The following is a 22,394-nucleotide window of genomic DNA, read 5'->3' as shown; positions in this document are numbered from 1 at the left end:
AGGCTAGCCGACCGCCACGTCCCCCGGGGGGCCCAGCACGGCCAGCAGGTGCTTTTGCACCTCGGCGCGCGCGGTGTGGTCGCCGCCCGGCTCGGCCCCCGGCGGCAGCACCACGCAGAACACGTCGGCGGCCGTCGACCCGAACGTGTTGACCTTCGCCCAGACGATGTCCGCGCCCGCGCGTTCCAGCGCCCGGGTCAGCAGGGCGAGCAGGCCGGGGCGGTCCATCGCGCGCACCTCGACGACCAGCTGGCCCTCGGCGGCGGTGTCGAGCCACACGATGCGCGGCGGCGCGGTGGAACGCGTGACGGGCACCCCCGCCTGCACCTCGCCCGCCCGGGACGACGCCGAACCGGCGGCCTCGGCGTCGCGTTTCTCCACCATGGCGAGGACGTCGATGTCGCCGGCGAGGGCGCCGACGAACTGCTGGCGCAACAGCTCGGCCGCGGCCGGCGACCCGAAGTGGGGTGAAACCACGAATTCGGTGATCGCGACGCCCTCGTGGCTGTTCACCGTCGCCGAATGAACGCCCAGCGAGTTCAGCGCCAGCACGGCCGCCGCCTTGGACGTCAACCCCCGCTGGTCGGGCGCGACCATCACGACGCGGTAGGCGCGCGACCCGTCGGCCGCCGCGATCTCCACGTGCACGCCGCGGTCGGCCGCAAGCGAAAGATAATGGGGCGCAGTCGGTTCGGCCTGCGGGAGGGGTTCGCCCGCCATCACCATCCGGCAGCGATTCACCAGATCGTCGACCAGCAGGGCCTTCCATTCGCTCCACACCCCGGGGCCGGTGGCCTTCGAGTCCGCCTCCGTCAGCGCGTGCAGCACCTCGAGCAGTTGCGGGTCCCCGCCGAGCGCGTCCGACACGCCCTCGATGGTTGCGGGGTCGTTCAGGTCGCTGCGGGTGGCCACGATCGGCAGCAGCAGGTGGTGGCGGACCAGTTTGGCCAGCAATTCGGTGTCGGGGCGCGATATCCCGAGCCTGGCCCCGATCTGCAGCGTCATCTCGGCCCCGAGCTCGCTGTGGTCGACGCCGCGGCCCTTGCCGATGTCGTGCAGCAGCGCGCCGAGCGCAAGCAGGTCGGGCCGCGCCACCCGGGTGGACAGGGGCGCCGCGTGGACGGCGGTCTCGACGACGTGACGATCGACGGTCCATTTGTGCGCGACGTCGCGCGGCGGAAGGTCGCGGATCGGGCCCCATTCCGGCAACAACCGGTCCCACACCCCGGTGCGGTCCAGCGCCTCGATCGTCGTCACCGTGGTGGGCCCGGCGGAGAGCACCACCAGCAGGTCGTCCAGCGCCTCGCGCGGCCAGGGCGTCGGCATCTCGGGGGCGTTGGCCGCCAGGCGATTCAGCGTGGCGGCGCCGATGGGCAACCCGGTGTCGGCCGCCGCGGCCGCCACCCGCAGCACCAGGCCGGGGTCGGTCTCGGGCCGGGCATCGCGGGCGAGCACGATCTCGCCGGCGTACTCGACGACGCCCTCGTCCAGCGGGCGTCGCTTGGGCCGCCGCACCAGGGCCGACACGCCGCGGCGCGGCAGCGCGTTTTCCGCTGTGCGCAAACCACTTTCGGCGTGGTAGGCGATGGTGCGGGCGGCGTCGGAAAGCTTGCGCGCCAAGTCGAACCGGTCCCCGATGTGCAGGGCGGCGCTGATCTCGTCGGCGTACTGGGCCAGCAGCTGATCGCGCCCGCGGCCGGACACCCGGTGCAGCTCGGTGCGCACGTCGAGCAGCGTCAGGTAGGCGTCGTCCAGGGAGCCACCCGGGGTTTCCGGTCGGCCCATGCCGTGGCGGTCGATCAGCTGGGCCACCCCCAGCGCGTCGAGCAGTTGCACGTCGCGCAGGCCGCCGCGGCCCGACTTCAGGTCCGGCTCGGCGCGCTGCGATATCCGGCCGCAACGCTGCCATCGGGCTTGGGTTATCTCGACCAGCTCGTCCATCCGGGAGCGAATTGCGCTGCGCCACTGGCTTCTTGCGCCGGCGATCAACTCGTCGGACAGCCGGGCGTCGCCGACGATGTGGCGGGCGTCCAGCATGCCCAGCGCCGCGATCAGATCCGAATTGGCGACGCCCAGCGTCTGGGAGACGGTTCGCACGCTGTGGTCGAGCCGAACGTTGGCGTCCCACAACGGATACCACAGCTGGTCGGCGACCCGAGCCAGCACGTCGGCGGGCTTGTCGTCGTGCAACAACATCAGGTCCAGATCGGAGTACGGCAGCAGCTCGTGGCGGCCGATCCCGCCGATCCCGACGATCGCGAAGCCGCTGGTGTCGGTGATCCCGATCTCGCCGGCCTTGGCGGTCAGCCACGACTCGTGCAGGTCCAGCCACGCGTGCCGCAGCTCGGCCGCGTGCAGACGGCTGCCATCCGCCAGCAGGTTGCGCCGCGCGGCCGCCAAATCGCCTGCTTCGCAGGCGTTTTCCGTTTCCGTGTCGTCCGGTTCCGATGGCCCGGGCGGGTCGGGACGGTTCGGGTTCATGCCGTCGGCGCCCGCCCGGGTCGGGTCAGCAATTCCCGATCAGGGTCATAGAGCATCGGTTCCGCGTTCACCAGTGCGCACCCGCACAATGGTTTCCACGGGACTGACCCAGACTTTGCCGTCGCCGATCTTGCCGGTGCGCGCCGCCCGGACGATGCTGTCCACGACCTTGTCGACGATGGAATCGTCGACGACGACCTCGATCCGGACCTTCGGCACGAAGTCGACCGAGTATTCGGCACCGCGATAGACCTCGGTGTGGCCCTTCTGGCGCCCGTAGCCCTGAATCTCGCTGACCGTCATCCCCAGGACGCCCGCGTCCTCGAGGCTGGTCTTGACGTCGTCGAGGGTGAACGGCTTGACGATCGCGGTGATGAGCTTCATTTGGGCTCTACCTCTACTCTCTCGTTCACTCGCCCCTCCAGGCCATTCCGAGTGTCCTCCACGTTGACGCGGGGCGGAAGCACCGAACCGGTGACCACAGCGAAATCGTATCCGCTCTCGGCGTGCTCGGCCTCGTCGATGCCCGACGACTCCGCCTCTGGGTTGAGGCGCAGCCCGATCGTGTATTTCAGGACCAACGCGATGATAAGCGTTACCACACCGGAGTAGATCAGCACGCTGAACGCGCCGATCGCCTGGCGTTCCAGCTGGGCCCAGCCGCCGCCGTAGAACAACCCCTTCGACACCCCGGCCACGCCGTTGATCGCCGGGCTCTCCGGCGCCGCGAGCAGACCCACCAGCAGCGTGCCCGCCATTCCACCGACCAGGTGGACGCCGACCACGTCGAGCGAATCGTCGAAGCCCAGCTTGAATTTCAGCCCGACCGCCAGCGCGCAGACCACGCCGGCGACCAGCCCGACCACCAGCGCGCCGAGGACGTTGACCGACGAGCACGACGGCGTGATGGCGACCAGCCCGGCGACGATGCCCGACGCCGCGCCCAGCGTCGTGGCCTTGCCGTCGCGGATGCGCTCGGTGAGCATCCAGGCGAGCATGGCGGTGGCGGTCGCGACCGTGGTGGTCATGAACGTCGATCCGGCCGCGCCGTTGGAGCTGGTCGCCGATCCGGCGTTGAACCCGTACCAGCCGAACCACAGCAGGCCCGCGCCGAGCATCACGAACGGCAGGTTGTGCGGGCGGAACAGCGTGGTGGGCCAGCCGCGGCGCTTACCCAGCACGATCGCCAGCATCAGGCCCGCCACACCGGAGTTGATGTGCACGGCGGTGCCGCCGGCGAAGTCGATTGCATGCAGCTTGTTGGCTATCCAGCCGCCGTGCGCGGAGGCGAACTTGTCGAACGCGAACACCCAGTGCGCAACCGGGAAGTAGACGAACGTCGCCCACAGCCCGGCGAACACCAGCCAGGCGCTGAACTTCAGCCGGTCGGACACGGCGCCGGAGATCAGCGCGACCGTGATGATCGCGAACATCAGCTGGAACGCCACGAACACGGTGGCGGGCAGGGTGCCGGCCAGGGGGATGTTCACCGCGGTGGTTCCCGTGCTGGGATCGGCGGCCACGGCGTTGACGCCGATCAGGCCCTTCAGGCCCCAGTATTCGGTCGGCTTGCCCATGACGTTGCCGACGTCGTCGCCGAAGGCGACCGAGTAGCCGTACAGCACCCACAGCACGGTCACCACGCCCATGGCGCTGATGCTCATCATGAGCATGTTGAGCACGCTTCGGGCCCGCACCATGCCGCCGTAGAAGAACGCCAGGCCAGGCGTCATCAACAGCACCAATGCGGAACTCGCCAACATCCAGGCGGTGTCGCCGGTATTGGGCTGGCCAAGTATCGGGAATTGGTCCACTCGCTATCACCTCCGGTCGGCCCTGAAATGGCCGTCAGACACGCCTGATGACCTGATCCAGAACCTTGCGCAATGGTTGTTTCGGCAATGGAGCAACCATGTTTCGTCAGGATTAACGTCGCGGTTGCGACGTAAGCGGTTTCAGCCGAGCAACGCGTCGACGAACGCGGCGGGCTCGAACGGCGCCAGGTCGTCGGGCCCCTCGCCGAGGCCGACCAGCTTCACCGGCACGCCGAGTTCCTGCTGAACGCGGAAAACGATGCCGCCCTTGGCCGTTCCGTCCAGCTTCGTCAGCACCGCGCCGGTGATCTCCACGACCTCGGCGAAAACCCGGGCCTGCGCCAGCCCGTTCTGCCCGATGGTGGCGTCGAGCACCAGCAACACCTCGTCGACGGCCGCGCGCCGGCTGACCACCCGCTTGACCTTGTCGAGTTCGTCCATCAGCCCGACCTTGGTGTGCAGCCGCCCCGCCGTGTCGATGACGACGACGTCGGCGCCCGCGGCGATGCCCTTGTCCACCGCGTCGAAGGCCACCGACGCCGGGTCGGCGCCCTCCGGGCCGCGCACCACCTCGGCCCCCACCCGGGCCGCCCAGGTCTGCAGCTGATCGGCGGCCGCGGCGCGGAACGTGTCGGCGGCGCCCAGCACGACGCGGCGCCCGTCGGCGACCAGCACCCGCGCCAGCTTGCCGACGGTGGTGGTTTTTCCCGTCCCGTTGACGCCGACGACCAGCAGCACCGACGGGTGGTCGGCGTGCGGCAGGGCGCGGATCGAGCGGTCCATCGCGGGCTGCAGCTCGTTTATCAGGACGTCGCGCAGCACGGCCTTCGCGTCGGCCTCGGTGCGCACGTTGCCGCTGGCCAGCCGGCTGCGCAGCTGGGAGACCACCGAATCGGCGACCACCGGGCCCAGGTCGGCGACCAGCAGGGTGTCCTCGACGTCCTGCCACGAGTCCTCGTCCAGGTCGCCGCCGCCGATCAGGCCCAGCAGGCCGCGGCCCAGCGTGTTCTGCGACCTCGCCAGCCTTCCCCGGAGCCGTTCCAGCCGGCCCTCGGGCGGCGCGATGGCCTCGATCTCGGCGACGGGCGGGGCCGGCTCGGGGAGATGGACGTCTTCGATCGTGCGTTTGGGCGCGTCGCGCGGGATGGTCGCGTCGTCGCCCACGGCGGGCAGGCCGCTGGTGTCGATCGTCGGCGGCTGGCTCGGCGTCTGGCTGAACGTGATGCCCGACGACGCGGTGTAGCCCCCCGAGCGGTCGATCGCGCCCGGTTCGGGCCGGGCCGTCAGGCTGATGCGGCGCCGGCGGTAGCGCAGCAGGCCGAAGACCAGCGCGGCGATGACGGCCAGAACAGCGACGACCGCGATGGCGATCCAAAGTCCTTGCGACACGCTGACATTCTTTCAGGGGCCTCGTCACCTACCCGCGCGGGCATTGACTCTGCGCTGACGGCGCACCCTACTCGCACTTCTGCGCCATAGCCGCAGAGTCAACGTCTGGGGCCTAGGGGGCGCTCGAGACCAACTCCACCTGCTGACCGCGCATGCGCTGCGAGATCACCGCGGTGATCCCGTCGTTCTGCATGGTCACGCCGTACAGCGCGTCGGCGACCTCCATCGTCGGCTTCTGGTGCGTGATGATGATGATCTGCGACTGGGCGCGCAGCTGCTCGAACAGGCCGATCAGGCGGTGCAGGTTCACGTCGTCGAGCGCGGCCTCCACCTCGTCCATGATGTAGAACGGCGACGGGCGGGCGCGGAAGATCGCGACCAGCATCGCCACCGCGGTCAGCGCCTTCTCGCCGCCGGACAGCAGCGACAGCCGGGTGATCTTCTTGCCGGGCGGACGCGCCTCCACCTCGATGCCGGTGGCGAGCATGTCGTCGGGGTCGGTCAGCCGCAGCCTGCCCTCGCCGCCGGGGAACAGCGCGGCGAACACGTCGCGGAATTCGCGCTCGACGTCGGCGAAGGCCTCGGTGAACACCTGCAGGATGCGGGCGTCGACGTCGGCGACGACGTCCAGCAGGTCCTTGCGCGCCGCCTTGACGTCCTCGAGCTGGGTGGACAGGAAGTTGTAGCGCTCCTCCAGCGCGGCGAACTCCTCCAGCGCCAGCGGGTTGACCCGGCCCAGCTCGGCCAGGTCGCGCTCGGCGCGCTTGGCCCGCCGCTCCTGGGTGGCCCGGTCGTAGGGCACCGGGGCGGGCGCGGTCACCTGCTCGCCGCGCTCGCGGGCCAGCTCGAACTCGGCCATCTCCAGCTCCGACGGCGGCAGCGCGACATCGGGGCCGTACTCGGCGATCAGATCGGCCGGGGCCATGCCGAACTGTTCCAGCACCATCTGCTCGAGCTGCTCGATGCGCATCGCCGCCTGGGCATCGGCCACCTCGTCGCGGTGCAGCGAATCGGTCAGGGTCGCCACCCGGGCGCCCAGCTGGTGCACCTCGTCGCGGACCGCCGCCATCGCCGCCGACCGCTCCTGCCGCTCGGCGACCAGGGCGTCGCGCATCCGCGACGCGGCGTCGACCACCCGGTCCAGCCGTTCGGCCAGCAGCCGCCCGGCGTCGGCCACCGCGGCCGCCACCGCGGCCGCGCGCAACCGCGCCGCGTGCGCCTGCTGGGCCCGCACCCGCGCCTCGCGTTCGGCGGCGGCCGCCCGGCGCAACGAATCCGCCCGCCCGCGCACCGCGTTGGCCCGTTCCTCGGCGGTGCGCACCGCCAGCCGCGCCTCTACCTCGACGCCGCGCGCGCTCTCGGCCGCGGCCGCGATCCGCTGCCGGGCCTCCGCGTGATCGGGCCCCGCCACGTGCACGTGCTGCGTCTCCTGCGCATTGCGCAGCCGGGTCTCGAGTTCGGTGACCTCCTCGACGGTCTGCGCGCGACTGGCTTCCAGCTCCTCGCGCTGGTGCAGCAGCCGCTTCCACTCCTCTTCGGCGGTGCGGGCCTCCTGCCCGAGCCGGCCGAGCTGCTCGTACATCGCCGAGATCGCGGTGTCGGATTCGTTGAGCGCGGCCAGCGCCTGCTCGGCGGAGTCCTGGCGGGCGGTCTGCTCGGTCAGCGCGCCCGACAGCGCCGCGGTCAGCTGCGCCACCTGCGCCTCCGCGGCGGCCAGCTCGCCGCCGGCCTTGTCGATCTCCGAGGTGACCTCCAGCGTGGACAGCTTGCGGTCGGAACCGCCGCTCACCCAGCCGGCGCCCACCAGGTCGCCGTCGACGGTGACCGCGCGCAGCTGCGGGCGGGCCGCCACCAGATCCAGCGCCTGGCCGAGGTCGCCGACCACCGCGACACCGGAGAGCATCGCCACCATCGCGCCGCGCAGCCGCTGCGGCGCCTCGATCAGGTCGAGCGCCCACAGCGCGCCGGCGGGCAGCTCGCCGGCCGGTCGGGAATCGCCGGCGGGCCAGTCACCCAGGACCAGCGCCGCGCGGCCCCCGTCGGCTTGCTTCAGCGCGGCGACCGCCGCACGGGCCGCGCCGAAGCCCTCGACGGCCAGCGCGTCGGCGGCCGACCCGAGCACGGCGGCCAACGCCGTCTCGTACCCGGAACGGACCTTCACCAGCTTGGCGATCGGACCGAAAAGCCCTGCGACGCTATGGTTTTGGGTGAGCCACGCCGCGCCGTCCTTGCGGTCGAGGCCCACCGAGAGCGCGTCGATGCGGGCCCGCAGCGACGCGACCCGGCGCTCGGCGTCACGCTCGGCGGCCTGCAGCTCGGCGACGCGTTCGTCGGCCAACCGCAGCGCGGCCACGGTGCGTTCGTGGTGCTCGTCCAGGCCGACCTCGCCCTGATCCAGTTCGCCGACGCGGCCCTGCACGGTCTCGAACTCGGCCTTGGTCTGCTGCGCGCGGGCGGCGGCGTGTTCGATGCGTTCGCTCAGGCGCGCGACGCTGTCGTCGATCGATTCGACGCGCGCCCGCATGGTCTCCACCTGGCCGGCCAGCCGGGCCAGGCCCTCGCGCCGGTCCGCCTCGGCCCGGACGGCCGCCAGGTGGGCCCGGTCGGCCTCGGCGGCCTCGCGCTCGCGGTCGGCCAGCTCCGCGCGGGCGGCATCCAGCCGGGCGCGCGCCGCGGCCAGCTCCGCCAGCAGCCGCTGCTCGGCGGCCGCCACCTGCTCGGCCTCGGCCTCCAGCGCGTCGGGGTCGGTGTCGCCGCTCGCCACGGGCTCGGCGTCGAGGTGCTGCGCGCGCTCGTTGGCGATGCGCACCGTGGCGCCCACCCGTTCGGCCAGGGCGGACAGCGAAAACCAGGTGTGCTGGACGGATTCGGCGCGCACCGACAGCTCGGCCAGCGCGGTTTCGTGCGCGGTCAGCTCCTCGGACGCCACGGCGAGGCGGGCGGCGGCCTCGTCGTGCTCGCGGCGCATGGCCGCCTCGGCCTCGAGGATCGCGTCCCGCTCCACCTGCCGGTTGACCAGGTCGTCGGCGGCCAGCCGCAGCCGGGCGTCGCGCAGGTCGGCCTGGATGGTCGCCGCGCGTCGGGCGACCTCGGCCTGGCGGCCCAGTGGTTTGAGCTGGCGGCGCAGTTCGGTGGTCAGGTCGGTGAGCCGGGCCAGGTTGGCCGACATGGCTTCGAGCTTGCGGAGCGCCTTTTCCTTGCGCTTGCGGTGCTTGAGCACGCCGGCGGCTTCCTCGATGAACGCGCGGCGATCCTCGGGGCGCGACTGCAGGATCTCGTCGAGCTTGCCCTGCCCGACGATCACGTGCATCTCCCGGCCGATGCCGGAGTCGCTCAGCAGCTCCTGCACATCCATCAAACGGCAACTGGCGCCGTTGATTTCGTACTCGCTGGCGCCGTCGCGAAACATCCGCCTCGTGATCGACACCTCCGAGTACTCGATCGGCAGCGCGTTGTCGGAGTTGTCGATGGTGACGGTGACCTCGGCGCGGCCCAGCGGGGCCCGCGACGAGGTGCCGGCGAAGATGACGTCTTCCATCTTTCCGCCGCGCAGCGTCTTGGCGCCCTGCTCCCCCATCACCCACGCCAGCGCGTCGACCACGTTGGACTTGCCGGAGCCGTTGGGCCCGACGACGGCGGTGATGCCCGGCTCGAAGCGCAGAGTCGTCGGCGAGGCGAAGGACTTGAAGCCCTTCAGCGTCAGACTCTTGAGGTACACGGCTCGCCAGACTACCGGTCAAATCGCCGCAGTCGCCGCCACCAAGTGGGTGTCGCCAGGCCCCAAATTCGGCCGTCGCCCACAGACCGACGCACCGGCCACAGGAGCCACTTCAGTCACTTGACTAGCGCTCGACGAAGCCGTCGAACCGCTCGGTCGGTTGCGACCAATCGGCGACGACTTTGTCGACGCGCCCGGGCGTCCCGCCGCCTTCCAGGAGCTGCAGCAGCTTCTCGGCCGCCGCGCGCGGTCCCTGGGCGACCACCCGCACCCGGCCGTCGTCCTGGTTGGCCGCGTACCCCGCCAGCCCCAACTCCAGCGCCCGGCAGCGGGTCCACCAGCGAAAACCCACCCCCTGGACCATGCCGTGCACCCAGGCGGTGAGCCGGACGTCAGGATCCGACATCCGCGACCCCGAAGTTGACCGTCGTGCCCGACTTCAGCGTCCGGCCCACCGTGCAGACCAGGTCGATGGCCCGGTTGACCACCACCAGCAGGCGCTGCTTCTCGTCGTCGGACAGCCCCGACAGGTCGAGCTCGAGGGTCTCCTCGAGCAGCGGATAGCGTTCCTGCTCGCGGTCGGCCGGGCCGGACACCCTGACCACCGCGTTGTAGTCGTCGCCGAGCCGGCGGGCCAGCGGCTCGTCGCTGGCCATCCCGCTGCACGCCGCGAGGGCGATCTTGAGCAGCTCGCCCGGGGTGAACACGCCGTCGACGTCCTCGGAGCCGACGAGTACCCGCGCACCCCGCGAGCTGTATCCGGTGTAGCGGCGCGACCCGGTGCGCTCGACCCACAGTTCGGTCATGCCTTCTTTCTACCGGGCGGGCATACTGCCTTCCATGGCCACGGTCGTCGCGTTCCACGCGCATCCGGACGACGAGGTCATCCTCACCGGCGGCACGCTCGCGCGGGCGGCGGTGGCAGGGCACCGCGTTGTTCTGGTCACGGCGACCGACGGGCGCGTGCACGACGACGATGCCCTCCGACTGCACGAATTGCATTCGAGCGCGGGCATTCTCGGGGTGCACCGGGTCGAGTGCCTCGGCTACGCCGACAGCGGCTACGGTCCCGATTTCTACCCGGATCCGCCCGGGCGAATCAGGTTCGGGCGGGCGGACGTCGACGAGGCGGCGCAGCGGCTGGCCGACATACTTCGCGACGAACGCGCGGACCTGCTGCTCAGCTACGAGCGCAACGGCGGCTACGGCCATCGTGATCATGTGCAGGTGCATCACGTCGGCAAGCGGGCCGCGGAGCTCGCGGCGACCCGGCGGGTGCTCGAGGCGACAATGCCGCGCGAATTACTGTGCCGCACCAGCGATCTCGCTCGCCTGCTACGGCTGCCCGCGCCGTACGAGCCGCAAATCGTGCGCACCGCGTACGCGCCACGGGCAACCATCACCCATCGCATCAACGTCTTTCGTTTCGCGCGTCAGAAGCGTGACGCGTTCGCCGCCCACCGATCGCAGATCGGCGGGTCCAGCGCGCGCCTGTTCGGGATTCTGCTTCGGTTGCCGCCCCAGGTCTTCGGCCTGATATTTCCGTGCGAGTGGTTCGTCGACCCGGCCGCACCCGCAGGGACCGCCCGCCGGGACATCTTCGATTGACTGCTGTCCACGGGGCCTCCGCCGACTGGCGCGAGAGTGCGGTTAGCGACGCGTTTCGCGAGAAGGGGCGTCGGTAGGTGCACTCTCGCGGAGAATTCTGGGCGGCCACCGCGGCTGGCCCGTGGCGGCCCCGATCGAGTGTGCGGCTATGGCTTCGGATGTGAAGCCAGGGCGAGAATTTCGGCGTTGGGCCGCCCTGCGCGCACAGCGGAAGCCATGTGCTCACACTCAAAGCCCCAAGCGCACAGTCGATCTCGATGACCAACTACCGCCGCGGGCGCGGCTGGCATCTCGGGCAGTAGAAGGACGAACGGTTCATGAACCTCTCCCGGCGCATGACCGCGCCACAGCGCCGGCAGGCCTCGCCCTCGCGGCCGTAGGCGTCCAGCGAGCGGTCGAAGTAGCCCGACTCGCCGTTGACGTTGACGTACAGCGAATCGAACGACGTCCCGCCCTCGGCCAGCGCCTCGCGCATCACCTCGCCGGCGCCGTCCAGGACGCCGCCGAGCTGGCGGCGGGTCAGCGTGGCGGCGATCCGCGAACCGTGCACCCCGGCCCGCCACAGCGCCTCGTCGGCGTAGATGTTGCCGATGCCCGACACCACCTGCTGATCGAGGAGCTGCCGCTTGATCTCGGAATGCTTGCGCCGCAACACCTTTACCACCGCGTCGGCGTCGAAGAGCGGGTCCAGCGGGTCACGCGCCAGGTGCGCGACGGGCACCGGCACCACACTGCCGTCCACGGTCACCAGGTCGGCGAGCATCCACCCGCCGAAGGTCCGCTGGTCGGCGAAGCTCAGCACGGTCCCGTCGTCGAGCAGCGCGGAGATGCGCACGTGGTCGGCGCGCGGGACGGCGCCCAGCAGCATCTGCCCGCTCATGCCGAGGTGCACGACGAGCGCGGTGTCTGGGTCATCCGGGCCGTCGAGCAGCAGCCACAGGTACTTGCCGCGCCGGTCGGTTCCGGTGATCCGCGCGCCGAGCAGCCGGGCGGTCAGGTCGGCGGGGCCGGCCTCGTGGCGGCGCACGGCGCGGGGGTGGTGGACGCGGACGGCCGTGATCGTCTTGCCCACCACATGGGCCTGCAAGCCGCGGCGCACCACCTCGACTTCGGGCAGTTCGGGCATTCAGTGATGATCGCAAGCGCGGCGAAGCCGGGCGCCGCGGGTCATCACCATCGATCTAGGCGGACGCCATCTAGTTGGACGCCGCGGTGTCCAGCGCTTCCAGCGCCTTCCAGGTCGCGGCGGCGGCCTTTTGCTCCGCCTCCTTCTTGGACCGGCCCACGCCCGACCCGTATTCGGTCTCCATCACGACCACGACGGCGGTGAATTCCTTGTCGTGATCCGGGCCGGTGGACGTGACCACATAGGACGGAGCGCCCATGCCGCGGGCGGCGGTCAGCTCCTGCAGGCTGGTCTTCCAGTCCAGGCCGGCGCCCAGCGTGGGCGCGGCGTCCAGCAGCGGGCCGAACAGCCGCAGGATCACGGCGCGCGCGGTTTCGATCCCGTGCTGCAAATAGATGGCGCCCAGCAGCGATTCCATGCCGTCGGCGAGGATGCTCGACTTGTCGGCCCCGCCGGTGTTCGCCTCGCCGCGCCCCAGCAGCAGGTGCGCCCCGAGCCCGCCCTCGGCCAGGTTCCGCGCCACGTCGGCCAGCGCCTGGGTGTTGACCACGCTGGCCCGCAGTTTGGCCAGGTCGCCTTCCGTGCGGTCGGGGTGACGGTGGTAGAGCTCGTCGGTGACGGTCAGCCCCAGGACGGCGTCGCCGAGGAACTCCAGGCGCTCGTTGGTCGGCAGCCCGCCGTGCTCGTAGGCGTAGCTGCGGTGGGTCAGCGCCAGCGAGAGCAGCTCGTCGGGCAGCTCGACGCCGAGCGCGTCGAGCAGGACTTGCCGGGAGGTCACCGCTCGCCCCGCCCGGGGTCCAGCTTCCCCGCCAGCTTGGCCCACCGCGGGTCGATGCGGTCGTGATGATGGCCCGGCTCGGCGGCCAGCGGAATGCCGCAGTCGGGGCACAGTCCCGGGCAATCCGGCCTGCACACGGGCGCGAACGGAAGCTCCAGGCCGACGGCGTCGATGATGGGCTGCTCGAGGTCGATGGTGTCGTCGACGATGTGGCCGACCTCGTCCTCCTCGGTGGTCGCCTCGGTCGTGCTGTCCGGGTACGCGAAGAGTTCGGTCAACCCGACCTGCACGCGCCCGCTGACCTCGGTCAGGCAGCGCGCGCACTCGCCGACCGTCGGACCGGCCACCGTCCCGGTGACCAGCACGCCCTCCGACACCGACTCGACCCGCAGGTCAAGTTCCAACGGGGCGCCGCGTTCGATCGCGATCAGGTCCAGCCCGATGCGCAACGGGCTGGCCACGGTGTCGCGCAGCGTGACCATCGCCCCCGGACGTCGCCCCAGCCGGGTGATGTCGACCCTCATCGGCGACGTCGGGTGGTGGTGCTTTTGGTGCTGCGTCGTGGTGCCGTGCTGCCGCGCCATAGGAGAAATCCTACGGCGCGCCCGGCATGACGCGAGGGCCTAACGCGTCGCGTAGTCGTGCGTCCCGGCCGCCGTGCGCAGCTGGTGGCGACCGCGGCCCACGGAACGCAGCGTGCCGTTGAGGAACTCCTCGAACTCGGCGAGTTTGTTGTCGACGTAGATGTCGCACTCGCCGCGCAGCCGGTCGGCCTCGGCGTGGGCCATGTCGACGAGGCGGGTGGCCTCGGCGTTGGCCGCCTCCACCACGCTGTTCTGCGAGACCAGGCGCTGCTGTTCCTTGATGCCCTCCTGCACGGCCTTCTCGTAGGAGATGTTGCCGTTCTCGATCAGCCGGTCGGCTTCGGCCTGGGCCCGGCCGACGCTGGCCTCGTACTCGCGCTTGGCCGCCGTGGCGATGCGGATCGACTCCTCGCGAGCCTCTCCGACCATCCGCTCGCTGTGCTGGCGGGCCTCGTTCACCATGCGGTCTGCCTGCGCCTTCGCGTCGGAAAGGATGCGGTCGGCCTCCGCGCGGGCGTGGTTGAGCATCGACTCCGACTCGGTGGTCGCCGAGGACACCATGGACTCCGCGTGCGTCTTGGCGTCGTGCAGCATCGAATCGCGCGCGTCGAGCACATCCTGGGCGTCGTCCAGCTCGCCGGGGATCGCGTCCTTGATGTCGTCGATCAGTTCCAACACGTCACCGCGGGGCACCACACAGCCGGCCGTCATCGGCACGCCGCGGGCTTCCTCGACGATGGCGCCCAATTCGTCCAGCGCTTCAAACACTCGATACACGGCCATGCCTCCTGGCTTTTTACAAGGATCCTGTTGTTACCAGTGTGCCTGGTGTTACGTCTGTGACAGCGGTGGCGAGACGGGTGTGTCGGGTTCGCCGGCCAAGGGAGCCGAGAAGCCCCAGCATATGGGAGGTTTACCCGCTCGTTATGTCCATATTTGCGGCGGCGCCGGAGGTGGCGAAGGCCGGTTATTTTGCGGCCAGTATAGGGGCCCTTGCCGGGGTCGATCCGTTCGCTGCGGCGCCGCGGCGGACGGCCACCTATCGTTTGCCCCAGTCCCATCGCGGCGTTGTCAGCAGGCTCTGGCCGGCGATGCGGGTCTCGCCGAAGTCCTTGTACAGCTCGATGCCGACCGCCGCGTCCTGCAGGAATCCCAGCAGCGAACGCGAATGCGTGACGACTACCACCTGGGTCTGCGACGCCGCCGCGCGGATCAGCGACGCCAGCGGACCCACCAGGCTCGGGTGCAGGGAGGTTTCGGGCTCGTTGAGCACCATCAGCGACGGCGCCTGCGGGCTCAGCAGGGCGGCGGCCCACAGGAGAAACCGCAGGGTCCCGTCGGACAACTCGGCCGCCCGCAGCGGGCGCAGCATGCCGCGCTGGCGCAGCTGGAGGTCGAACAGCCCGTCGTTGACGACGACCGAGACCGACGCGCCGTCGAACGTGTCGGCGACGATGCGGCTCAAGTCATCGATTTCCGCCTCGATGATCGTCTGGATGGCGGCGGCCAGATCATGGCCGTCATCGGAGAGCACCGGTGTGCGGGTACCCACCTGCGGGCGCCGCGCGGGCGCCCCGGCGTCGACCCGGAAGCCGTCGTAGAAGCGCCAGCCGCGCAGCCGCTCACGCACGGCGGCGAGTTCCGGAAGCGCTTGCGGGTTGGCGTATTCCGCCAGCATGCTGCGATACGACGGCAGCGTTCGGCAGAGCTCGTCGAAACCACTGCCCGATTGCGCGCTGACTTCGGCGAAATCACGTGTCCTGCGCACCAGCGTGGTCGCCGCCCGCAATACCGGGCCGACGAACAACGCCTCTCGCTTGATCTCGGGGTCACGCGCGAAGGCCGAACGGACCCGGCCGGTCGACTGCGGAAGCCCGAGATCGACGAGGTAGCCGAAATCGTCTGCGGCGAAGCCGAGTTCGAGTGACACGGGCCGGTTGTTGTGTGCGGTTCCTTGCGCCTTTCCCGTCCGACGGGCGGCGCCGAGTTGTTCGGGCCCGGCCCACAGCACGGATTGCAGGCCGCCCTCGCGGGCCAGCGATCCGATCACCTCGCCGCGACCACAATCGGCCAGCAGTCGCAGCGCGCGATACAGCGACGACTTCCCGACGCCGTTTTCGCCCGTGATGATCGACAGCGGGCCCAGTGGCAGGATTACTTCCCGCAGTGAGCGGTACCCGCGGATCGCCACCGTTTGCAACACGCGCCCGACTCTAACTTCGCCGGCCGACAGCACGCGGGATATACCCTGATATACCCCTGCCGGGTATGATCACCCGGAGCATCGCCGCACGACGAACCGGAGCGGAGGACCAGTGAACAGGTTGCTACCGGCGATCGGACACGCGTTGGCCCTGGCGGGATCGATGACGTGGGAGATCACCTGGGCGCTGATCCTGGGGTTTGCGCTGTCGGCCGTGGTCCAGGCCGTGGTGCGCCGTTCGACGATCGTGGGCCTGCTGGGCGACGACCGGCCCCGCACGCTGGCGGTGGCGGCGGGGCTGGGGGCCGCGTCGTCGTCGTGCTCCTATGCCGCGGTGGCCCTGGCCCGATCGCTGTTCCGCAAGGGCGCAAACTTCACCGCCGCCATGGCGTTCGAGATCGGTTCCACCAACCTCGTGGTGGAGCTTGGCATCATCCTGGCCCTGCTGATGGGGTGGCAGTTCACCGCAGCGGAGTTCGTCGGCGGACCGCTGATGATCGTCGTGCTGGCCGTGCTGTTCCGGCTGTTCGTGCGGTCGGGCCTGATCGACGCCGCGCGCGAGCAGGCCGAGCGGGGAGTCGCCGGCTCGATGGAAGGCCATGCCGCCATGGACATGTCGATCAAGGGGGACGGCTCGTTCTGGCGGCGGCTGCTTTCCGCGCGGGGCTTCACCTCGGTTTCGCACGTGTTCGTCATGGAGTGGCTGGCAATCCTGCGCGACCTCGTGCTGGGCCTGTTGATCGCCGGCGCCATCGCGGCGTGGGTTCCCGAAAGCTTTTGGCAGAGCTTCTTTTTGGCCAATCATCCCGGCTGGGCGGCGTTGTGGGGGCCCATCGTGGGGCCCGTCGTGGCGATCGTGTCCTTCGTCTGTTCGATCGGCAATGTGCCTCTGGCCGCGGTGCTTTGGAACGGGGGCATCAGCTTCGGCGGCGTCATCGCGTTCATCTTCGCCGACCTGATAATCCTGCCGATCCTGAACATCTACCGGAAGTACTACGGCGTCAAGATGGCGCTGGCGCTGCTGGGCACCTTCTACCTCGCGATGGTCGCGGCCGGGTACCTGGTCGAATTGCTTTTCGGCACAGCCAATCTCATCCCCGGATCGCGCAACGCCACCGTCGTGGAGGCGCAGATCTCGTGGAACTACACCACCTGGCTCAACATCGCCTTCCTGGCCGTCACGGCAATCCTGGTCGTGCGGTTCATCACCTCGGGCGGGCTTCCGATGGTGCGCATGATGGGCGGCTCCCCCGAGCCGGATCAGCGCGATCACAGCTGCCACTAGCTGCTTGGGTCGTCAGCCCCGGCCCCCGGAAAGCTTCTCGCGGAGTCGCCGGTTGACTGGTTCGGGCAACAGCTCCGACACATCACCGCCGAGCATCGCGACCTCCTTGGCCAGCGACGACGACACGAACGAATACCGCGGCGCGGTCGCCACGAAGAAGGTGTCGACACCGGCGATGTGCTTGTTCATCTGTGCCATCTGCAGCTCGTACTCGAAGTCGGTGCCGGTGCGCAAACCCTTGACGATCGCCGTCATCCCGCGCGACCTGACGAAGTCGACGACCAGGCCCTGCCCGACCTCGACCCGCAGGTTCGGCAGGTGCGTGGTGGACTCCTGGATCATCGCGATGCGCTCATCGATGCCGAACATGCCCTCCTTGGCGGGGTTGGTCAGGATCGCGACCACCACCTCGTCGAACTGGGAACAGGCGCGCTCGAAGACGTCGATGTGACCCAGCGTCACCGGGTCGAACGATCCGGGGCATACAGCGCCGCTCATGACCCGCGCCGGCGACGATGCAGAGCGAAGCGATGGGGAGGAGCGGCGCGCATGACCACTGACGGTACACGCCGGCTCACAACCGCTCGGCCAGCTCCAGACGGGTGTCGCCATAGACCCGCGAGGGCCACGACGACCAGCCGGCCGGCCAGTTCAGCGGTGGGCCCCCGGCCGCGCGCTCGACGACCGCGACCGTCCCCTCGCGCACCCAGCCGTGGGTGGCCAGCGCGGCCAGGACGGCCTCGAGCTCGGCGGGCCGGATGTCGTAGGGCGGGTCAGCCAGCACCAGGTCCACCGGGCCGGGGCTGCCGGCGGCCAGCACCGCGGCGACCGGTCCTCGCCGCAGGGTCGCTCCGGGCAGGCCCAGCGTCTCGATGTTGCGCGCGATGACGGCGGCGCTGCGCGGGTCGGACTCGACGAAAAGCGCCGACGCCGCGCCGCGGGACAGCGCCTCGAGCCCCAGCGCCCCCGAACCGGCGTAGAGGTCCAGCACCGCCAACCCGCTCAGGTCGCGCCGCGCAGTCACGATGTTGAACAGCGACTCCCGCACCCGATCGGTGGTCGGCCGGGTCCCCCGCGGCGGGACGGCGATGCGCCGCCCCCCGGCGCTGCCGCCGATGATCCGGGTCACGCGCGGGCGTTCACCACAGCGTCGACCAGTAATTCCAGAACCGCACCATGATCAGCAGGAACACCGCGGTGAACCACAGCGCGGCGATCGACCATCGCCATTCGAACAACACCCGCGCCGCGCCGCCGTCCCGAAGCGCCGGGCGAAAGACGATCGACCCGACCACCACCAGCAGCGAGATGGTGGCCGCCCAGACCACCATGCAGTACGGGCACAACGCCCCGATTCGGTACAGGCTCTGGAAGATCAGCCAGTGCACAAACACCGCGCCAACGAGCGTCCCGATGCCCAGCCCCACCCAATACCATTGGGGCAACGATACTTTCGCCACCGCGAGCACGCCGGTGACCACGACCACCGTGAAGCCCCCGATGCCCAGCAGCGGGTTGGGGAAACCCAGCACGGATGCCTGCGGGGTGACCATCACCGATCCGCAGGACAGAACCGGGTTGATGTTGCACGACGGCACGTACGACGGGTTGAGCAGCAGGTCGATCTTCTCCACCGTCAGCGTCACGGAGGCCAGCAGACCGATCGCGCCGGAGATCAGCACCCACCACGCGCTGAGCACCGGCACCGGCGGCGCGGCGGGCTCGGCTGACACCGCGACCGTCGCTACGCGGCGGCGGGGGCGACGGCGGTGTCTATGCCCGGCACGTCGCCCACGATGGTTTTGATCTTGGCGACCAGCGCCTCCGGTGTCGACCACTCATAGTTCTCGCCGTTGATCTTGATCGTCGGGGTTGCGGTGATGTTTGCCGCCGCGGCCTCACCGGTGACCTTGGAGAGATACTTTCCGCTGTTGATGCAGTCCGGGACCTTGCCCACCACACCGGCTTCGCGGGCCAGTTCGATCAGTTTCGCGTTGTCGGGAAAGCTGCTGCCGCGCTCGTCGGGCTGGATGCGGCTGGTGAACAGCGCCGTGTGGAAACGGCGGAACGCGTCCGTGGACTCGTCGGCGACGCACAGCGCGGCCGCGCCCGCCCGCGACGAATAGTTGTGGTTCTTCTGGCTGTCGAGGATGGCGACCATGGAGTAGTCGGCCGCGATCGCGCCGGCGTCGATGAGCTTGGACACCGTCGGCCCGAAGGTGCGCTCGAAGTTACCGCAGGCCGGGCACAGGAAGTCCTCGTAGAAGGACACCACGGCCTTGGGGTTGGAGGTTCCGGGCTGGGTCACCAGCTTGCTCGACGTCACCCGCACGGTGTCGCCCTGGCCGGTGGCGCCACCCTTCTTGTTGTTGTGCGTCATGACGATGTAGGCCACGATCGCGACCAGCAGGATCACGACGAAGGCGGTGCCGCCGATCTGGAACAGCCGGCCGGATTTGCCGCTGCCGGACTTCATGTCGAGTCGGGGGGGACGGTTGGGTTTGTCGGCCACTGGTTCGCTGATCCTTCGGTGCGGGCTGGTGCGCGTGTCGGGCGACGGCGCCTCTACCTTACCGGCGGGACATTACCGGCGGCTGGGCGATCAGGCCCGGCTCAGGTGGGCGCGCAGCGCCGAGATCAGTTCGCTGGTCGCCACGGCGCTGCCGCCGCCGAGCGGGAACAGGTTGGCGAAGCCGTGGGTCAGCGAACGCATGCACCGCAGGTCCACCGCGGTCCCGGCGGACCGCAGCGCCGCCGCGTAGCTCTCGCCCTCGTCGCGCAGCGGGTCGAAGCCCGCGACCGCGATCAGCGCCGGCGCCAGTCCCGACAGCGACTCGGCCAGCAGCGGCGACACCCGCGGATCCGTCCGGTCGAGCGGCGAGCGCCGCAGGTATTGCGACTCGAACCAGTCCATGTCGCGCTTGGTCAGCAGGAAGCCGCGGGCGAACAGGCTCAGTGACCGGGTCTGCGCGGTGAAATCGGTCCGCGGATAGAGCAGCCACTGCAGCACGGGTGCGGGGCCGCCCTCGTCGCGCGCCAGCTGGCACACGACGGCGGCGAGGTTGCCGCCGGCGCTGTCCCCGCCCACCGCGACGCGCCCGGGAATCGCACCGAGTTCGCCGGCGTGCTCGCAGGCCCAGTGGAAGGCGGCGTGGGCGTCCTCGACCGCGGCCGGCGCGGCGTGCTCGGGAGCCAGCCGGTAGTCGACCGACAACACGTGGATGCCGGCGTCGCGGGAGGTCAGCCGGCACAGCGCGTCGTGGGTGTCCAGGTCGCCGATCGACCAGCCCCCACCGTGATAGAAGACCAGCAGGGGCGCGGCCGCGCCGTTGGGTGGACGGTAGTGCCGGGCCGCGATCTCACCGCCGGGCCCGGGCAGCTTGATCTCGTCGACCTCGACGTGGATCTGCGGACCGGGAAAGCTCATGGTCGTCTCGCGTATCTGGGCGCGGGAGGCGGCCGGGTCGTCGTCGATCACCAGGCCGTCGATGCCGGCGAGGCGCTGGCCCGTCAGCATCAGCTGCAGCGTGGGATCCAGCGTGTTGCCGTCGATCATCACCCGGCGGCCACGGACCAGCATCCGCTGGGCGGCCGTCGGGATCCACGGGATGACCTTGACGCCGGCGGTGGTGATCACGCCCTGCATGCGGCTGGTCCATCCGGTCGGCGGACGTTTCGCTCCGGGATCCAGGTTCCGCGCGCCTGGCAGACTTTGTGTCATGGCAGCTCCCTTGGTGACGCTGAATGACGGTAACTCGATCCCCGCCGTCGGGCTCGGAGTCTTCCAGATACCGCCGGCAGACACCGAACAGGCGGTGAGCGCCGCCCTGCGCGCCGGTTACCGACATATCGACACGGCCGCGGCCTACCGCAACGAGCGGGAGACCGGGCGCGCGGTTGCCGACTCCGATGTGCCGCGCGACCAACTGTACGTGGTGACCAAGTTGGCGAATCCGGACCAGGGCTACGACAGCACGCTGAGGGCGTTCGACGCCAGCATGGACCGGCTCGGCCTCGACTATCTCGACCTCTACCTGATCCACTGGCCGCAGCCCGCGCTGAACAAGTTCGTCGACACCTTCAAGGCGTTCGCCCACCTGCGCGACCAGGGCCGGATCCGCTCCGTCGGGGTCAGCAATTTCGAGCCCGAGCACCTCACCGTTCTCATCGATGCCACCGGCATCGTTCCGGCGGTCAACCAGATCGAATTGCATCCCCGATTCACGCAAAAGGAATTGCGCGAGGTGCACGCCCAGCGCGGCATCGCAACCGTGGCGTGGGCGCCGCTGGGCCAGGGAGCGCTGCTGACCCACCCGATGATCACCGCCGTCGCCGCGGAATGCGGACGCACGGCCGCCCAGGTGCTGATTCGATGGCATCTGCAACTCGGTAATATCGTTATCCCCAAGTCGGTCAACCCCTCACGGATTGCGAGCAACATCGACGTGTTCGATTTCGAACTCAGCGCCAATGAAATGGCGACGATCTCCTCGCTCGACGACGGAACCCGGCTTGGTCCGAATCCACGAACCTTCAATTTCGCAGGTAGGTGAAGCACGTTGACTGGCGAGTCGGGCACCGCCATACCCTCGATAGCTCTCAATGACGAGAACACCATGCCGGTGCTCGGCCTGGGCGTCGCCGAGCTATCCGACGACGAGGCCGAACGCGCCGTGGCGGCGGCGCTGCAGATGGGCTGCCGGCTCATCGACACCGCCGCGGCCTACGGCAACGAGGCCGGAGTCGGCCGCGCGATCGCGGCCTCCGGGATTCCGCGCGCCGAACTGTTCGTCACCACCAAGCTGGCCACCGCCGACCAGGGTATGAAGGCGGCGATGGACGCCTGCAGCGCCAGCCTGGAGCGGCTCGGCCTGGACTACGTCGACCTCTACCTGATTCACTGGCCGGCCCCGTCGCTGGGCAACTATGTGAACTCCTTCGGCGGCATGATCCAGTCCCGCGGCGACGGCCAGGCCCGTTCGATCGGCGTCTCCAATTTCACCGAGGAGTACCTGACGACGGTCATCGACCTCAGCTTTGTCACCCCGGCCGTCAACCAGATCGAGCTGCACCCGCTGCTCAACCAGGACGCGCTGCGCAAGGTCAACGCGCAGCACAACGTCGTCACCCAGTCCTACACGCCGCTGGCCCTGGGCAAGCTGCTGGACAACCCGACGGTCACCTCGGTCGCCGGCGAGTACGGCAAGACGCCCGCGCAGGTGCTGCTGCGGTGGAACGTGCAACTGGGCAACTCGGTCGTCTTCCGCTCGACCAAACCCGAGCACATCGCCGGCAACCTGGACATCTTCGACTTCGAATTGGCCGCCGAGCACATGAACGCGATCAACGGCCTCAACGACGGCACTCGGCTGCGCCCGGACCCGGACACCTACGACGGCTCCTGACCG

General features: G+C 69.9%; 21 protein-coding genes. 4 read left to right on the top strand and 17 right to left on the bottom strand.

The features are described from left to right. Window positions 1-3 precede the first annotated feature (3 nt). The 7 genes from AC5Y6X_RS06775 to AC5Y6X_RS06745 form a co-directional block, all read right to left on the bottom strand. The gene (locus tag AC5Y6X_RS06775; RefSeq protein WP_499985455.1) at window positions 4-2,481 is read right to left on the bottom strand and encodes a [protein-PII] uridylyltransferase; all 2,478 of its coding nucleotides are present in this window, start codon (window positions 2,479-2,481) and stop codon (window positions 4-6) included. A gap of 45 nt (window positions 2,482-2,526) precedes the next feature. Then, window positions 2,527-2,865: a nitrogen regulatory protein P-II gene (gene glnB, locus AC5Y6X_RS06770; RefSeq protein ID WP_003878721.1), complete on the bottom strand. Its 339-nt coding sequence runs from the start codon at window positions 2,863-2,865 to the stop codon at window positions 2,527-2,529. Then, window positions 2,862-4,295, bottom strand: coding sequence for an ammonium transporter (locus AC5Y6X_RS06765; RefSeq protein WP_499985453.1), 1,434 nt, complete (start codon window positions 4,293-4,295; stop codon window positions 2,862-2,864). Before AC5Y6X_RS06765 ends, glnB begins: the two co-directional genes overlap by 4 nt. A 141-nt stretch (window positions 4,296-4,436) precedes the next feature. Then, window positions 4,437-5,684, bottom strand: coding sequence for a signal recognition particle-docking protein FtsY (gene ftsY, locus AC5Y6X_RS06760; RefSeq protein WP_499985452.1), 1,248 nt, complete (start codon window positions 5,682-5,684; stop codon window positions 4,437-4,439). A gap of 112 nt (window positions 5,685-5,796) precedes the next feature. Further along, on the bottom strand, window positions 5,797-9,402 hold the full coding sequence (gene smc / locus AC5Y6X_RS06755; RefSeq protein ID WP_499985451.1) for a chromosome segregation protein SMC: 3,606 nt from the start codon (window positions 9,400-9,402) through the stop codon (window positions 5,797-5,799). A 124-nt stretch (window positions 9,403-9,526) separates the two neighbouring features. Then, window positions 9,527-9,808: an acylphosphatase gene (locus AC5Y6X_RS06750; protein ID WP_499985449.1), complete on the bottom strand. Its 282-nt coding sequence runs from the start codon at window positions 9,806-9,808 to the stop codon at window positions 9,527-9,529. Beyond that, entirely contained in the window at window positions 9,795-10,208 is a 414-nt protein-coding gene (locus AC5Y6X_RS06745) for an OsmC family protein (protein WP_499985448.1), read from the bottom strand. Before AC5Y6X_RS06745 ends, AC5Y6X_RS06750 begins: the two co-directional genes overlap by 14 nt. A gap of 34 nt (window positions 10,209-10,242) precedes the next feature. On the opposite strand from AC5Y6X_RS06745, the gene AC5Y6X_RS06740 reads away from it, so the two are divergent. Further along, the gene (locus AC5Y6X_RS06740; RefSeq protein WP_499985447.1) at window positions 10,243-11,010 is read left to right on the top strand and encodes a PIG-L deacetylase family protein; all 768 of its coding nucleotides are present in this window, start codon (window positions 10,243-10,245) and stop codon (window positions 11,008-11,010) included. A 265-nt stretch (window positions 11,011-11,275) separates the two neighbouring features. On the opposite strand, the gene mutM is transcribed toward AC5Y6X_RS06740, so the two are convergent. The 5 genes from mutM to AC5Y6X_RS06715 form a co-directional block, all read right to left on the bottom strand. Next, window positions 11,276-12,136: a DNA-formamidopyrimidine glycosylase gene (gene mutM, locus AC5Y6X_RS06735; protein ID WP_499985445.1), complete on the bottom strand. Its 861-nt coding sequence runs from the start codon at window positions 12,134-12,136 to the stop codon at window positions 11,276-11,278. 70 nt (window positions 12,137-12,206) lie between these two features. Beyond that, window positions 12,207-12,914, bottom strand: coding sequence for a ribonuclease III (gene rnc / locus AC5Y6X_RS06730; RefSeq protein ID WP_324681282.1), 708 nt, complete (start codon window positions 12,912-12,914; stop codon window positions 12,207-12,209). Continuing rightward, a complete protein-coding gene (locus tag AC5Y6X_RS06725; RefSeq protein ID WP_499985443.1) occupies window positions 12,911-13,498 on the bottom strand; it encodes a YceD family protein in 588 nt (195 codons plus the stop codon). Before AC5Y6X_RS06725 ends, rnc begins: the two co-directional genes overlap by 4 nt. Before the next feature lie 39 nt (window positions 13,499-13,537). Continuing rightward, entirely contained in the window at window positions 13,538-14,275 is a 738-nt protein-coding gene (gene sepIVA, locus AC5Y6X_RS06720) for a cell division protein SepIVA (RefSeq protein ID WP_324681307.1), read from the bottom strand. 262 nt (window positions 14,276-14,537) lie between these two features. Continuing rightward, entirely contained in the window at window positions 14,538-15,701 is a 1,164-nt protein-coding gene (locus tag AC5Y6X_RS06715; protein ID WP_499985442.1) for an AAA family ATPase, read from the bottom strand. Between the two features lie 112 nt (window positions 15,702-15,813). On the opposite strand from AC5Y6X_RS06715, the gene AC5Y6X_RS06710 reads away from it, so the two are divergent. Then, window positions 15,814-16,986: a permease gene (locus AC5Y6X_RS06710; protein ID WP_499985440.1), complete on the top strand. Its 1,173-nt coding sequence runs from the start codon at window positions 15,814-15,816 to the stop codon at window positions 16,984-16,986. Window positions 16,987-16,998: 12 nt separating this feature from the next. Here the strand turns inward: AC5Y6X_RS06710 and coaD are convergent, their stop codons facing one another. The 5 genes from coaD to AC5Y6X_RS06685 all read right to left on the bottom strand — a co-directional run bounded on the left by coaD (window position 16,999) and on the right by AC5Y6X_RS06685 (window position 20,707). Further along, window positions 16,999-17,484 carry a pantetheine-phosphate adenylyltransferase gene (gene coaD, locus AC5Y6X_RS06705; protein ID WP_499985438.1) on the bottom strand — a complete coding sequence of 162 codons (486 nt, stop codon included), beginning with the start codon at window positions 17,482-17,484 and terminating at the stop codon, window positions 16,999-17,001. Window positions 17,485-17,560: 76 nt separating this feature from the next. Further along, window positions 17,561-18,115, bottom strand: a complete 555-nt coding sequence (rsmD, locus tag AC5Y6X_RS06700; RefSeq protein WP_499985437.1) for a 16S rRNA (guanine(966)-N(2))-methyltransferase RsmD — start codon at window positions 18,113-18,115, stop codon at window positions 17,561-17,563. 10 nt (window positions 18,116-18,125) lie between these two features. Next, the gene (locus AC5Y6X_RS06695) at window positions 18,126-18,719 is read right to left on the bottom strand and encodes a vitamin K epoxide reductase family protein (protein ID WP_499985436.1); all 594 of its coding nucleotides are present in this window, start codon (window positions 18,717-18,719) and stop codon (window positions 18,126-18,128) included. An 11-nt stretch (window positions 18,720-18,730) separates the two neighbouring features. Further along, a complete protein-coding gene (locus AC5Y6X_RS06690; protein WP_324681275.1) occupies window positions 18,731-19,498 on the bottom strand; it encodes a DsbA family protein in 768 nt (255 codons plus the stop codon). Window positions 19,499-19,588: 90 nt separating this feature from the next. Continuing rightward, complete coding sequence (locus tag AC5Y6X_RS06685; RefSeq protein ID WP_499985434.1) at window positions 19,589-20,707, bottom strand: alpha/beta hydrolase; 1,119 nt, start codon at window positions 20,705-20,707, stop codon at window positions 19,589-19,591. Between AC5Y6X_RS06685 and AC5Y6X_RS06680 the strand changes: the two genes are divergently transcribed. Next, window positions 20,706-21,539, top strand: coding sequence for an aldo/keto reductase (locus tag AC5Y6X_RS06680; RefSeq protein WP_499985432.1), 834 nt, complete (start codon window positions 20,706-20,708; stop codon window positions 21,537-21,539). The two genes, AC5Y6X_RS06685 and AC5Y6X_RS06680, sit on opposite strands and share 2 nt — an antisense overlap. A gap of 6 nt (window positions 21,540-21,545) precedes the next feature. After that, window positions 21,546-22,391 (top strand): aldo/keto reductase, encoded by an 846-nt coding sequence (locus AC5Y6X_RS06675; protein WP_499985430.1) that lies wholly within the window; start codon window positions 21,546-21,548, stop codon window positions 22,389-22,391. Window positions 22,392-22,394: the final 3 nt, after the last annotated feature.

Source organism: Mycobacterium sp. NGS26, from assembly GCF_059813025.1.
This window is presented reverse-complemented; position numbering and strand designations above follow the sequence as displayed.

What these genes read in the sequence shown, in the direction of transcription:
- AC5Y6X_RS06775 (WP_499985455.1), bottom strand. Translation starts at nt 2,481, where the DNA reads ATGAACCCGAACCGTCCCGACCCGCCCGGGCCATCGGAACCGGACGAC.
- glnB (WP_003878721.1), bottom strand. Translation starts at nt 2,865, where the DNA reads ATGAAGCTCATCACCGCGATCGTCAAGCCGTTCACCCTCGACGACGTC.
- AC5Y6X_RS06750 (WP_499985449.1), bottom strand. Translation starts at nt 9,808, where the DNA reads ATGTCGGATCCTGACGTCCGGCTCACCGCCTGGGTGCACGGCATGGTC.
- AC5Y6X_RS06745 (WP_499985448.1), bottom strand. Translation starts at nt 10,208, where the DNA reads ATGACCGAACTGTGGGTCGAGCGCACCGGGTCGCGCCGCTACACCGGA.
- AC5Y6X_RS06740 (WP_499985447.1), top strand. Translation starts at nt 10,243, where the DNA reads ATGGCCACGGTCGTCGCGTTCCACGCGCATCCGGACGACGAGGTCATC.
- mutM (WP_499985445.1), bottom strand. Translation starts at nt 12,136, where the DNA reads ATGCCCGAACTGCCCGAAGTCGAGGTGGTGCGCCGCGGCTTGCAGGCC.
- AC5Y6X_RS06725 (WP_499985443.1), bottom strand. Translation starts at nt 13,498, where the DNA reads ATGGCGCGGCAGCACGGCACCACGACGCAGCACCAAAAGCACCACCAC.
- coaD (WP_499985438.1), bottom strand. Translation starts at nt 17,484, where the DNA reads ATGAGCGGCGCTGTATGCCCCGGATCGTTCGACCCGGTGACGCTGGGT.
- AC5Y6X_RS06680 (WP_499985432.1), top strand. Translation starts at nt 20,706, where the DNA reads ATGGCAGCTCCCTTGGTGACGCTGAATGACGGTAACTCGATCCCCGCC.
- AC5Y6X_RS06685 (WP_499985434.1), bottom strand. Translation starts at nt 20,707, where the DNA reads ATGACACAAAGTCTGCCAGGCGCGCGGAACCTGGATCCCGGAGCGAAA.